This is a genomic window from Paenibacillus sp., assembly GCF_031177825.1.
Taxonomy (GTDB): domain Bacteria; phylum Bacillota; class Bacilli; order Paenibacillales; family YIM-B00363; genus Paenibacillus_AE.
Map to the genome: position 1 here is coordinate 21,951 of NZ_JAPSKE010000008.1, position 13,347 is coordinate 35,297.

At 59.3% G+C, this 13,347-nt stretch carries 12 protein-coding genes; 9 read left to right on the forward strand and 3 right to left on the reverse strand.

Annotated elements, in window-relative coordinates; genetic code table 11:
• Positions 1-70: 70 nt before the first annotated feature.
• The 3 genes from RIN49_RS11635 to RIN49_RS11645 form a co-directional block, all read right to left on the reverse strand.
• Positions 71-958, reverse strand: a complete 888-nt coding sequence (locus tag RIN49_RS11635; protein ID WP_309120344.1) for a carbohydrate ABC transporter permease — start codon at positions 956-958, stop codon at positions 71-73.
• A gap of 19 nt (positions 959-977) precedes the next feature.
• A complete protein-coding gene (locus RIN49_RS11640; RefSeq protein ID WP_309120345.1) occupies positions 978-1,970 on the reverse strand; it encodes an ABC transporter permease in 993 nt (330 codons plus the stop codon).
• A 189-nt stretch (positions 1,971-2,159) separates the two neighbouring features.
• Positions 2,160-4,484: a helix-turn-helix domain-containing protein gene (locus RIN49_RS11645; protein WP_309120346.1), complete on the reverse strand. Its 2,325-nt coding sequence runs from the start codon at positions 4,482-4,484 to the stop codon at positions 2,160-2,162.
• A gap of 314 nt (positions 4,485-4,798) precedes the next feature.
• Here RIN49_RS11645 and RIN49_RS11650 point away from each other — a divergent pair, with 314 nt between their 5' ends.
• The 9 genes from RIN49_RS11650 (at position 4,799) to hemB (ending at position 13,347) form a co-directional block, all read left to right on the forward strand.
• Positions 4,799-5,389, forward strand: a complete 591-nt coding sequence (locus tag RIN49_RS11650; RefSeq protein ID WP_309120347.1) for a non-ribosomal peptide synthetase module — start codon at positions 4,799-4,801, stop codon at positions 5,387-5,389.
• A 323-nt stretch (positions 5,390-5,712) separates the two neighbouring features.
• A complete protein-coding gene (speD, locus tag RIN49_RS11655) occupies positions 5,713-6,114 on the forward strand; it encodes an adenosylmethionine decarboxylase (protein WP_138192824.1) in 402 nt (133 codons plus the stop codon).
• Between the two features lie 127 nt (positions 6,115-6,241).
• Entirely contained in the window at positions 6,242-6,766 is a 525-nt protein-coding gene (locus tag RIN49_RS11660) for an S-adenosylmethionine decarboxylase (protein ID WP_309120348.1), read from the forward strand.
• Between the two features lie 165 nt (positions 6,767-6,931).
• Positions 6,932-8,293, forward strand: coding sequence for a glutamyl-tRNA reductase (gene hemA, locus RIN49_RS11665; RefSeq protein ID WP_309120349.1), 1,362 nt, complete (start codon positions 6,932-6,934; stop codon positions 8,291-8,293).
• Positions 8,294-8,334: 41 nt separating this feature from the next.
• Entirely contained in the window at positions 8,335-9,156 is an 822-nt protein-coding gene (gene ccsA, locus RIN49_RS11670) for a cytochrome c biogenesis protein CcsA (protein WP_309120350.1), read from the forward strand.
• Between the two features lie 14 nt (positions 9,157-9,170).
• On the forward strand, positions 9,171-9,830 hold the full coding sequence (locus RIN49_RS11675; protein WP_309120351.1) for a precorrin-2 dehydrogenase/sirohydrochlorin ferrochelatase family protein: 660 nt from the start codon (positions 9,171-9,173) through the stop codon (positions 9,828-9,830).
• Between the two features lie 33 nt (positions 9,831-9,863).
• Positions 9,864-10,796 carry a hydroxymethylbilane synthase gene (gene hemC / locus RIN49_RS11680; RefSeq protein ID WP_309120536.1) on the forward strand — a complete coding sequence of 311 codons (933 nt, stop codon included), beginning with the start codon at positions 9,864-9,866 and terminating at the stop codon, positions 10,794-10,796.
• 4 nt (positions 10,797-10,800) lie between these two features.
• The gene (cobA, locus tag RIN49_RS11685) at positions 10,801-12,351 is read left to right on the forward strand and encodes a uroporphyrinogen-III C-methyltransferase (protein ID WP_309120352.1); all 1,551 of its coding nucleotides are present in this window, start codon (positions 10,801-10,803) and stop codon (positions 12,349-12,351) included.
• Positions 12,352-13,347: a porphobilinogen synthase gene (hemB, locus tag RIN49_RS11690; protein ID WP_309120353.1), complete on the forward strand. Its 996-nt coding sequence runs from the start codon at positions 12,352-12,354 to the stop codon at positions 13,345-13,347.

Genomic DNA, 13,347 nt, shown 5'->3' on the forward strand with positions numbered 1-13,347 from the left:
GACCGGATGTCCCGACGAATCGACCACCCCCTTCCGTATTGGCTCGACCGCGGACGGACGTCCCGGCCCGTTACCCCTTTAAAGAACCGACGGTAATGCCCTTCACGAAATACTTCTGGAAGAACGGGAAGACGATCAGCATCGGTCCGCCGGCGACGATCGCCATCGCCATGCGCACCGACAATGTCGGGAATTCGGCGAAGCGCAGCTTGTCGGCCACCTCCGCCATCGGCGAATTCGCGAGGAATTCGGCTTGGGACAAGATGCGCACGAGCAGCAGCTGCAGCGGGATGTACTTGTCGCCGTCCAGGAAGAGCATCGCGTAAAACCATTCGTTCCAATAGCCGAACGCGATGAACAAGCCCAAGGTGGCGAGAGCGGGCGTAGACAACGGCAGAATGATCGTAAGGAAAATGCGGAACTCCTTCGCGCCGTCCATCTTGGCGGATTCGATGATTTCCTTGGAAATTTTGTCGAGGAACCCTTTCATGATCATGATATTGAACGGGCTCATCACGGCCGGAATAATGAGGGCGGCGAGCGTATTTTTCAAATGTAAATACTGTGTCATCAAAATGTAGAACGGGATGAGTCCGCCGTTGAACAGCATCGTGAAAAACACGTAAAACGTGATCGGGCGGTTGTACCGGAAATCCGTCCGCGAGATCGGATATGCCATCAGCGCCGTCATGAACAAGGAAAGCGCCGTGCCCAGCACGGTGATCAAAAACGTGACGCCGTACCCGCGCAGCAGCGTCCCGGGCTTTTCGAACACGATCCGATACGCCTCGAAGCTCCATTCCGACGGAATGAATCGGTATCCGAGCTGCTGCAAGCTGGTCTCCGAGCTGAGCGAGATCGAGATGACCAAGACGAACGGCAAGGCGATGAACAAGCAAACGACGATGAAGAAAACGTTAATGAACAAATGGGGCAACGGATTCGATTTCGCGATCATAGAGGTTCGCCTCCTTGTTCTAGAATAAAGCGCTGTCTTTGTCGATTCGCCGGACGAGGGCGTTGGCGGATACGACGGTGATCAAGCCGACGACGGACTGGAGGAAGCCGACCGCCGCCGCGGAATTCATATCCGCCAGCTTCGTCAGCGCCCGGTACACGTACGTATCGATGACGTCCGTCGTCGGGAAGTTCATGCCGACGTTGTTCGGCAGGAAGTAATGGAGCCCGAAGTCGCCGCGGAAGATGTTGCCTAACCCGAGAATGAACAAAATGACGACCAGCGGTTTAAGCAGTGGCAGGGTGATGCGCGTCATCATCTGCACCCGGGTCGCGCCGTCCAGCTTGGCAGCCTCGTAGTATTCGGTACTGATCCCCGTAATGCCCGCGTAATACACGAGCGTAGAAAACCCGATGCCCTTCCACAGCGATACTAACGGCAGAAGGAACATCCAAGGCGTCGTCTCCAAATACCAGCTCCGGGGCTCCAGTCCGAACCATGCGAGAATCGTATTCAGGTACCCGTTCTCGAAATCGAGGAAGGCGTTCCCGATATAGCCCACCAGCACCATAGAAATAAAAAACGGCAAAAACAACGTCGTCTGGTAAATCTTAATGAGGCGGCCCGTCAATTCGTTCATGAGCAGGGCGAGCAGCAGCGCGGCGACCGTGCCGAGAATGATGTAAGTAAAGTTGTACAGCAGCGTATTCCGAATGATACGGATCGCGTCTTGCGCTTTAAACAGGAACTCGAAATTTTGCAGTCCGACCCACTTGCTTCCGAAAATGCCTTGATCGTACCTGTAATATTTGAAGGCCAGTATCAATCCGACCATGGGCAGGTACGCGATGACGAATTTAAAAACGATACCCGGCAACGAAAGCAGCAATAGCTCTTTATTTTTTCGAATATGTCTGAATTCGTTTCGAATCCAGCTCCCGACCGATGTCCGCGGCCGGGCCGCGGCGCCTCCGCCGCTCGCGCTAAGTCGAGACGGCTCCGTCTTTCTCATCTTGATCTCCTCCATCCGTGTCTTGCTCCCATCATGCCATGGCGTTCGAGCGAAGCACTATAGTGTTAACAACGAAAAACTGCCTGCCGGAGGTGTAAAATCCTCGAAATTATATAGAAACTCAATACGAAAAGCCGCCTCCGCTCGAAATTCGAGAACGGAGGCGGCTTCGGGTCCGGGGCGATGGCGCTAAGACAAGGCGCGTTTGATTCGGAACTCTTTCGGCGTGCAGCCGAACTTCCCCTTGAACAGTCTGAAGAAGTAGCTTTGGTTGGCGTACCCGCACTTCTCCATGATTTTCGCGATCGGATGATCGGTTCGAAGCAGCAGCTCCTGCGCGTGGCGCAGCCGGACGTCGTTGATATATTCCGTTACCGTTACGCCCGAGCTTTCCTTGAACAGCTTCCCGAGATAGGCCGACGTCAGCTTGACGGTGGAGGCGATCGTTTGTTGACTTAAGTTGATGTCGGGAAACTTCTGTTCGATCAATTCTTTCACGGTTTCGACGATCCATTCGTTCCGCTCGACGCTTGCGGGCCGCTGCCCTTCGCATATTTTCGCGCAAACCGCAAGGAAGGACATGTACATCTCCTCGAGCGTCTCTTGTTCGTTGGGGATTTTATGGATCGAATCCATGTCGACGGAGAGCGAGACGATGCGGTTGTTCGCGATGTCCGCCGCCGTGTTTTGGAGCACCCAGGCCAGATCGGATATCGCTCGCCTCATGTCCTCGTACTGGAATTTGATCAATAGGGAGAAAGCTTTCTCGAGCTCGCTGCCCGCTTCCGTCAGCTGGCCCTTCTTCAGCGCCTCCGACAATCTTCGTTCGATCTCGTTCGGCAAATATTTCATCGGATTGGCGGCGTTATCCCGGATATCCCCCGGCGCGACGATCGAGCGGTACCCGAATGCGAACGAGTACAAGCTTAATTGGTACGCCTGATGGTAGGCGGCGGAGAGCTGCGGAAACTGGGAGACGGGGCCGCCGACGCCGCAGGACAACGAGATGCCGTAATATTGCTCGATCGTGGTCTGAATATCCCGGATCGACGCATGGAGCCGCGGGATCGCGCCGTCCTCCGACGTTCCCGATACGACGATCGCGATGTGGTTCGCCTGCATGTCGACGGTTTCGCTGCGGAAGGAGCGGGACATGATCTCCTGCGCGATGTTGACGATCGCGAAAGCGTAAAGCTTCTTGGAAGCGCCCGAGGCGCCGCGTTCGTAAGCCGCGTAGCGGTCGATGCGCAGCACGCAGATCGAGATCGGCTCGTGGATTGATATTCGAAGGTCGTGACGTTCGATGAGCCGCTGCGCGTCGCGATGGGAAAACAACGGGCTGTCGGTGAGAAATTTCCGTAGATAATATTTGTTTACGATTTGTTCGGAGCTGATTTCTTGCAGCTTCTCGGACAAGCGGAGGACGTTATCGCTCATGAGATCGAGCTCGGTGCCTTCGACTGCGGGAGCCGCTTCGGCTTCGTCCATGACATGGGGTCTTAGACGCCTGAGCATCGTCTCGATCGGATCGTACAGCTTATAGGACAGCCAGACGGAGAGGGCGACGGACAGCAGCAGGAAGGCGCCCGAGATCAGGAGCGAGGTCGCTCGGGCATCCGACACTTCCTTCATTAACTTCTCGTAAGGCTGCAGGTACAAAATCGTCCAATCCCCGATGCCGTCCATGTAGGTGACCATGCTTTTTTCTTGCCCCGTGTTCCCTACGACGAACCCGGATTGCCGCCCGAAGGATGCCCGATCCCGTTCCACTAGGGAGGCGATCTCGTTATGGTCCAGGCCCTCCGGGGCACTTCGGCCCTCCCCGAAAAAGAGCGTGCCGTCGGACGTTCGGATATAGATGTCCCCGCGGTCCTCGCCGCCGATGCCGTTCATGTTCTCCAAGCTGTCGAACACCCAATCGGAATCGACGAAAAATACGATGGCCGATCGATGTTCGTCGAAAGGTACGTACGCGTCGGTAACGATGAACGCGAACGCGTGGATTCGGCTGTCGCCTTCGGCGATGCTGACCGGTATAAGCTGCATAATCGGATGCGGGCGAGGCGGATGAAGCAGCCATTCCAGCGTCATCGATTTCGTGATGCCGCCGTCGATCAGGAACGAAGTGGAAGAACCGTAGAGCTCGCGTTCGGCGGCGTTATATACCGCGATATCTTGAAGGAAGGAGGACGCTTCCATAAGCTGGCGCATTTTCAGATATCCTCGTATGTATTCCATCTCGGTCGGTTCGGAGAACATCAGGGGCATCAAATAATTGTCCTTCAGCGAGAACGAGGAGAGGTGGGCGATGATTTCATGCATGTAGGATAGATTATATTGGATTTGCGTCAACACCTTCAGGTTGGAATCCTCCTGCGCGCGCTTGACCGATCGCTCCAAGATGTAGGTGTTCGCTACCGATAAGCCCGTCAGGATCAGCGTCATCGACAGTATGATCGAAACCGTGACGCGTTGGAAATATTTTTTGGATTTAAAGAAGCCGAAGGTTTTCATGACATCGACCCTTTCTTCTAAGGACTGGGCTGTTAATATATAGTTGTAAACGGTTTCGCAAACGCGCGCAAGCCTATTTTGGAAACGGTTCGCGGAAATCCCCATTCGTACGAGGGATGAAGAGAACGCCCCGCACGAAAGCGAGGAAGTCATGGAATTTTCCGGCCTCTCTTCGCCATATCCCGGATTTTCTCGATTTTTGCCCGAAATTCAAGAACGAGCGGCAGGCATTTCGATTCTCCTTTGGTGTATAATGTATACACGGGGACCGAAACCTGCGTTTCCTAACCTTGAAGAATTGAGGAGATCTTGGTATGGCTCAGCGGTTAGCGACTGAATACGTCAATACCTGTCTGGTCTTGGATGAAGCCGAATTGTCCCAACTCCTGCTGCTTTTTCAGAATCATAACCTTGTGTTTAAAGTGAAAGTGATGGAGAACGGCGACCAAGAGGTCGTGTTCGAGAACGCTTCCGGGACGGATTCGCTTGCGCTGACGTTCGAACGGAGGCTCGGCAAGTACGTGCTCGAGGGCTATTGCCGATTCACCGATCTGAAGCTCGCGAACGCGATGCGCAAGGCCGTATCCCAGTTTAAGGGAGATGCGGTCGTCAATCGAATTTATGAATATTATACGGTCCAGTATCGATACCGCGCCGGCGCGGTCGTCCGCATTACGGAGCTGACGAAGCGCGGGGAACGGCTCGTGTACGAGCATAAGGACACGATCGGCGAGCTCGCGCGGACGTTCCAAGGCATCGGAGCCGAAGCGGAAATTCAGGTGCTGCGCCTAGAGATCAACGAATGGCTCGACCGGCGCAACGGCCTCGGGAATGCGGCGGAGGTGGCCCGAATCGACGCGGAGCTGAAGCGATTGTCCCATCGATTGTTCGTGTTGGAGGCATAATATGCATCCTAAGGAAATCCGCTCTTCGGAGCGGATTTTTTTTATGCGAAGCAAGCTCTCGCCTTCCGCGAAACGCATACGGTAAGGGGGGAGCCCCTCGGAAATGTTAAGAATTGGCTGGCCGGGCGTTTTCCCTAAAAAAAGTATTGCATTTCGGTTCGAATGATGTTACTTTTAACATCGTTGAAAAAATTAATAGGAACCAGGATTCACTCAGGACATGGATAATCGCGAGATTGATCCCCTAGAGCAGTGAATGACGTAGGTCCTAGCGGATGAAATTTGGTTACACATTTTATTCCTAGGAAGGGGGAACCCGAAAGATGGAATACTCTACTTTCGGTAGACATGTTGCCGTTGACACTTGGGGCGTAGACTTCGAGAAACTCAACAACGCTGAATGGTTACAATCCCAATTGGTTGAAGCGGCGGAAGCAAGCGGCGCTTGCGTGCTGTCGGTCCAAGCCAAACAATTCGAACCCCAAGGCGCCACGGTGCTTGTGCTCTTGTCCGAGAGCCACCTCTCGATCCATACGTATCCTGAGAAGGGCTTTGCCGCCATCGATTGCTATACGTGCGGCGAAACCGTCGATCCGCAAGTCGCGATCGACTACCTGGTAGACGTATTGAAGCCGGAGACGACGCACGCGAAGAAGCTGATCCGCGGACTCGGGGAACTCCAAGTCGTGGAACCGGCGATGAAGACGGCGGTCGCGGCGAAGTAAGCGGCAAGGCAAACGAATATGGACAACGATCAGACCATGGAGCGAACCGTTCCATGGTCATTTATTTGTCCGGCCTCCCATAGGATGTACATAGAAGTTACGAGTACGAGCATAGGAGGCGGGGGCTGTGCGGAAAGGTCCGAAGCTGTTGTTGTGGTCCGTCGTGATCGGGATGGCGCTCGTCACGTTCTTTCAATGGATCGCGGCGTTCGGAGGCGCCGAGGAGCCGAAGGCGGACGCGAGACGGATGCTGTACGAGGCGTCCTTATTTCAAGTGGAGCTGCTCGCGGGCCATGCCGCGGAAGCCGCGTCGGCCGGCACGACGGGAGAGCTCGACGGCCTGAAGCAAGCGGCCTATTCGGTCGAATATACGCACGCGCGGTTCGCGGACGCGCTCGGGAGCGGCGTGCCGGAGCTTCGGTCGGCCGGCGTCTTGATGGAGCTTCTCGTGCGGCTGCAGATCGGCGGCGAGCGGAAGCTGAAGGCCGAGGAGGCGGAGGTGCTCGCCGCGGCCGCGCCGTACTTAAGCGAGCTGCACGACGCGTACGCGGAGCTGTTCGACGCGGACGGCGCTCTGGACGCCGCGGCGGCGGAACGAATCCGGCTCGCCGACGAAGAGATCGCCGCTCTGCTCGAGCGCGAGGGACGGTAAGTACCGGAGAAACTTGGTATCGGTGCATTGAAAATCGGGAACACTACTTTCATGATTTCGTCATTTTTGAGTCGTTTTTGCTTGGACCGAATTCTGTCGAATTGTGATATAATGCAATGTATGATATTCTAGTTTAGAATTATTATAAAGAAGGCGGTGAACACGATGCACATTGTCGTTGTCGGACTCAATTATCGTACGGCTCCCGTGGAAGTACGGGAACGCTTTACGATCGCGCCGGAGCGGCTCCCTCAAGCGATTCGAGAGATGAAGAGCTGGAAGAGCGTTCTCGAATGTGTCATCGTCGCCACTTGCAACCGTACGGAATTGTACGCCGTCGTCGATCGCGACAGCTTCTGCCCGCAGCACGTCCGCAACTTCATGGCTTCGTGGTTCGGCATCGCTAAAGACGAATTCGCTCCATATCTATATACTTACGAAGACGATGAGGCCAAGCGGCACCTGTTCCGGGTCGCCTGCGGACTCGATTCGATGGTGCTCGGCGAGACGCAAATCCTGGGACAAGTGCGGGACGCGTTCCTTCTGGCGCAGCAGGAGCGCGCCACGGGGACTCTATTCAATATGTTGTTCAAGCAGGCCGTGACGGTCGCGAAGAAGGCTCACTCGGAGACCGGCATCGGAGAGAACGCCGTCTCGGTGTCGTACGCCGCCATCGAGCTCGGCAAGAGCATTTTCGGCTCGTACCGGAACAAGAGCGTGCTGATCGTCGGCGCCGGGAAGATGAGCGAGCTGACCGTGAAGCACTTGTCCGCCAGCGGCGCGGAGCGCATCGCGGTGACGAACCGGACGTACGAACGGGCGGTAGAGCTCGCCGGCAAGTTCGGCGGACAAGCGTACCCGTTCGATCGTCTGCCGTCGCTGCTGTCCGAAGCGGACGTCGTCATCTCGTCGACGGGCTCGAACGCCACGATCTTGTCCAAGCGAGACATGGAAGCGGCGATGCGGGAGCGGTCCGGGCGGCCGATGTTCATGATCGACATCGCGGTACCGCGGGATCTCGATCCCGACATCCACGACGTACCGAATGTATATTTATACGACATCGACGATCTGGAAGGAATCGTCGAAGCGAACCTCGAGCTGCGCCGCCAGCAGTCGACCCGAATCGAATCGATGATCGACGAGGAGCTGTCCGCGTTCGACCAATGGTATCGTTCCCTCGGCGTCGGTCCGGTCATTCGCGCGCTGCAGGAGAGGGCGAAGGAGATTCACCTCGAGACGATGGACAGCATGCGCAATAAGCTGCCGGATCTGACCGAACGAGAGCTGAAGATCATTCATAAGCTGACCAAGAGCATGCTGAACCAGATGATGCACGAGCCGATTCAACGCGTGAAGGAATTGGCGCCGAGCCGGCACGGCGACGAAGCGCTCGAGTATTTCACGAAGCTGTTCGCCTTGGAAGAGGCGACCCGCGTTCCGCCGACGCCGAAGGGCGAGAAACAACCGAGCGAGCCGAAGGAGGATCGACTCCCGCTGCAGCACGGCAGCTTGTCGCTGGCTTAAGCTTTAGCGTCGTCGCGACTGCGGGAGGTGTCCAGGGCTACATGGTTACGAAGTTTTGGCTGTACGATATCATTATTTATATATATGCCCTGAGCCTTCTGTTTTACTTCGCGGACGCCGTTGCGCGCAACGACGGCGCGAAGCGGATGGGCGAAGGGCTCCTTGTTTTTGTCTGGGTGCTGCAGACGTTCTTCTTCTTCGTTCGCATGTACGAGCACCGGTACATTCCGATGTTTACGAGGTTCGAGACGATGTTTTTCTTCTCATGGCTCTTGGTGACCGTCTCGCTGGCGGCCAGCCGGTTCTTCAAGCTCCAGTTCGTCGTCTTCTTCGTGAACGTGTTCGGCTTCACCGTGCTCGTCTTGAACTTGCTGACCGATCCCGGCGTCGTTCCGCTGACCCGCGAGCTGTCGACGGGGGTCCTCTCGCTCCACGTGGCGCTGGCGATCGCCAGCTACGCGGCGTTCGCGGTGTCCGCCATTCTCTCGGGGTTCTACTTGTTCCTGCATCTTCGGCTGAAGCAGAAGCGATGGACGAACGCGCTGCGGCGGCTGCCGAGTCTGGAGTCGTTGGAGCGGCATGCGCTTCAAGCGGCGCTGGTCGGCACTCCGACGCTCATCCTGTCGTTGTCGCTCGGCGCGGTATGGCTCTCCTTCGACAGTCCGGTAACGGCTTTATTTACGGACGCGAAGCTGTACGCGACCGCGTCGATCCTGCTCTTGTACGGGTGGCAGTTCGTCATGAAATTCCGGCTGCGCCGGTCGGGACTTCGGATCGCTTGGTGGAACGTCAGCACGTTCCTATGGCTGTTGCTGAATTTCGCGGTGGCGAACGATTTTTCCGAATTTCATCCTTGGATGTAAGGGAGGGCGCGCGGTTGGATAAGCACCCGAAGTATTATCCGATCATGGCGGACGTGACGGACGCCACGTGCGTCGTCGTCGGCGGCGGGCCGATCGGCTGGCGCAAGATCGCGGGGCTGCTCGATTGCGGCGCCCGCGTCGTCGTCGTCTCGCCGGACGGCGTGCCGGCGCTCGAGGCCGCGGAGCGAGACGGCAAGCTCGTCTGGCATCGGCGGCGGTTCCGTCCCGGCGACCTGGCGGGAGCGGCGCTCGCGTTCGCGGCGACGAACGACGAAGGCGCGAATGCGGCGGTCCGCGAGGAAGCGAGACGGGAAGGCGTGTTATTGAACGCCGCGTACGGCGCCGATCAAGGCGACTTCTTGGTGCCTTCGGTCGTACGGCGCGGACGATTGGTTCTGGCGGTCGCGACGGGCGGCGCGAGCCCGAAGCTTGCGAGGCGGATCGCGCGGGAGTGGGAGCGAACGTACGGCCCGGAGTACGAGGCTTACACGGAGATGCTCGATCGGTTGCGCAGCCGCGCGCTCTCGAGCGAGGCGGACGCCGAAAGGAAGCTGCTCGCCCTTGGAGAGCTGCTCGAGACGGACGCGCTGGAACGGCTGCGCGCGGGCGCGTCGCCGGCGGAAGTGGAAGCGGATTGCATGAAGCTGCTGCAAAGCAAGCTGCAAAATACATAAGCGACGCACGGAAGGCAGGGACCTATGACTAGCATACGGAAATGGATCGTCGGCTCGCGGCAAAGCGCGCTGGCGCTGACGCAAACGAATCAAGTGCTCGACGCGCTTCGGGACCTCGGACGCCGGCACGGCATGCCTTGCGAGTTCGAGGTTCGCAAGATCGTCACGAAGGGGGACCGCATCCTCGACGTGACGCTGTCGAAGGTCGGCGGCAAAGGCTTGTTCGTGAAAGAGATCGAACAAGCGTTGATGGACAAGGAGATCGACTTCGCCGTACATAGTATGAAGGACATGCCTGCCGCGCTTCCGGAAGGATTGATCGTCGGCTGCGTGCCCGAGCGGGAGGACCCGCGGGACGCGTTCATCGCGAAGGCGGGCTGGACGCTCGAGACGCTGCCGCAAGGGGCGAGACTCGGCACGAGCAGCCTTCGGCGGAGCAGCCAAATGAAGTTTCGCCGGCCCGACCTCGTCGTCGAGCCGCTCCGCGGCAATATCGACTCGCGTCTCAAGCGGCTCGAGACCGGAGAGTTCGACGCGATTCTGCTCGCGTCGGCCGGCCTAAGGCGGATGGGCTGGGAAGACCGCATCACGGAGGCGGTGCCGGCCGGCGTCTGCGTCCCGGCGGTCGGTCAGGGGGCGCTTGCGCTAGAGTGCCGCGAAGGGGACGAGGAGCTGCTCGCGCTGCTGAAGCTGTTCCATCACGAACGTACGGCCGTCGCGGTCGCGGCGGAGCGGGCGTTCCTCGGCCGGCTGAACGGCGGCTGCCAAGTGCCGATCGGCGCGTACGCGACGATCGACGACGCGGGCGACGTGACGTTGACGGGCTTCGTCGGCACTCCGGACGGTTCGACGCTGCTGCGGGAGACGGCGATCGGCCGCGAACCGGAGAAGCTCGGGACGGCCGTAGGCGAGACGCTGCTCGCGCGAGGCGCGGCTCGCATCCTGGAGGAAGCAAGGGAGGAATAGACACGTGGGGGAGAATCGGGCGGGGAAAGTGTTTCTCGTCGGCGCGGGCCCGGGAGACCCGAAGCTGATCACGGTGCGGGGCATGGAGGCGATCGCCAGAGCGGACGTCGTCGTCTACGACCGGCTGGCGAGCCCCAGGCTGCTGCGGCATATGAAGCCGGGCGCCGAGAAGGTGTTCGTCGGCAAGCTGCCGGACAAGCATATGTTGAAGCAAGAAGAAATCAATCAGCTGCTCGTCGACTTGGCTTCGTCCGGCCGCGTCGTGACGAGGCTGAAGGGAGGCGACCCATCCGTCTTCGGGCGCGTCGGTGAAGAGGCGGAGAAGCTGGCGGAGAACGGCATCGAATTCGAGATCGTTCCGGGGGTCACCTCTTCGATCGCCGTGCCCGCGTACGCCGGCATACCGGTGACGCACCGCGACTTCACATCGTCGTTCAGCATCGTCACAGGCCATGAGTACCCGAACAAGACGTACGGCCACGTCGATTGGGATCATCTGGCGAAGGCGTCCGGGACGTTGGTGTTTCTTATGGGCGTCGCCAATATCGGCAATATTTCCGAGGCGCTCATTCGCGGCGGTAAAAATCCGGAGACGCCCGTCGCCCTCATCCGATGGGGCACGTGGATGGAACAGCGGACGCTCGTCGGGACGCTCGAGAACATTCCCGTCAAAGTGGCGGAGAGCGGCTTCTCGTCGCCCGCCGTCATTATCGTCGGGGACGTCGTGAAGCTGAGGGAGCGGATCGCCTGGTTCGAGAAGCGGCCGCTGTTCGGGCTGCGCGTGCTCGTGACGCGCGCCCGGGAGCAGGCCAGCGAGCTGGCCGGACGCATCGACGACCTCGGCGGCGAAGCGTTCGAGTGGCCGGTCATTCGCACCGTGCCGCTACCCGCGGACGCCACGGCCGGGCCGCTCGCGTCGCCAGAGGCGTACGATTGGCTCGTCTTCACGAGCGCGAACGGCGTCCGCTTCTTCTTCGACGCATGCGTCGCGGCGGGCGTCGACGTCCGGCGGTTCGCGCGGGCGCGCATCGGCGCCGTCGGGCCGAAGACGGCGGAAGCGCTGAAGGGACGAGGCGTGCTCGCGGAGGCGCTGCCGTCCGCGTACACGGGAGACGAGCTCGGCAAGACGTTGGCGTCGCTGACGAAGCCGGGCGATCGTGTACTGCTCGCCCGCGCCCGCGTCGCCGGAGAGAGGCTGCCGGAGACGCTCCGCGCCGCCGGGGCGATCGTGGACGATCTAGCGGTCTACGAGACGCTGCTGTCCGACGAAGGGACGGAGGAGGCGCTCGAGCTGCTGAAGGAAGGCAAGCTGGGCGCCGTCACGTTCACGAGCTCGTCCACGGTGACGAATACGCTGGAGCTGCTGCGCAAGAGCGGTTGGGAACGCCCGGAGGAGGCGCTCGCCGGGGTGCCGGCGTTTTGTATCGGTCCCGTCACGGCGGACACAGCGAGGCGATCGGGCATCGACGTCGCCGCCGAAGCGGCGGAGGCGACCATCGACGGCTTGATCGGCGCGTTGGTCGCTCATCACATCAAGAACGGAGGAGACGCGTAAATGAGTTACGATCGCGTTCGACATAGAAGATTAAGAGGAAGCGCGGCGATTCGCGCGCTGGTGCGGGAGACGCGGATTTCGGCGGAGCAGCTGATCTACCCGCTGTTCGTCACGACCGGCGCGAACGTCAAACACGAAATTCCGTCGATGCCGGGGGTGTTCCACTACTCGCTCGACTTATTGGAAGCGGAGGTCGCCGAGCTGCGACAGCTCGGCATTCGCTCCGTCCTGCTGTTCGGGGTGCCGGACGCCAAGGACGAGGTCGCCTCGTCCGCGTACGACGACAACGGCATCGTCCAGCAAGCCATTCGCCGGCTGAAGCAGCTCGATCCGGAGCTCCTGATCGTCGCGGACACGTGCGTATGCCAATATACGAGCCACGGCCACTGCGGCATCGTAGAGCATAACAAGCATACGAACCGAGCGGAAATCGCGAACGACCCGTCGCTCGAGCTGCACGTGAAGACGGCCGTCTCCCAAGCGAAGGCGGGCGCCGACATTATCGCGCCGTCGAACATGATGGACGGCTTCGTGGCGGCGATCCGCAGCGGTCTCGACGAGAGCGGCTTGTCGCACGTGCCGATCATGTCGTACTCCGTGAAATACGCGTCCGCCTTCTACGGTCCGTTCCGGGACGCGGCCCATTCGGCGCCGCAGTTCGGCGACCGCAAGACGTATCAGATGGACCCCGCGAACGTGCGCGAGGGCATTCGCGAAGCCGAGTCCGACGTCATCGAAGGCGCGGACTTCCTGATGGTAAAGCCGGCGCTCGCGTACCTCGACGTCATTCGGGCGCTGCGCGAGCAGTTCGAGCTGCCGCTCGTCGCGTATAACACGAGCGCGGAGTACAGCATGACGAAGGCGGCCGCCGCGAACGGCTGGATCGACGAGAAAGCGATCGTCCTGGAGACGCTCACCGGCATGAAACGGGCGGGCGCCGACATCATCATTACCTATCACGCCAAGGACGCGGCGAGATGGCTGAAGGAAGTTTGA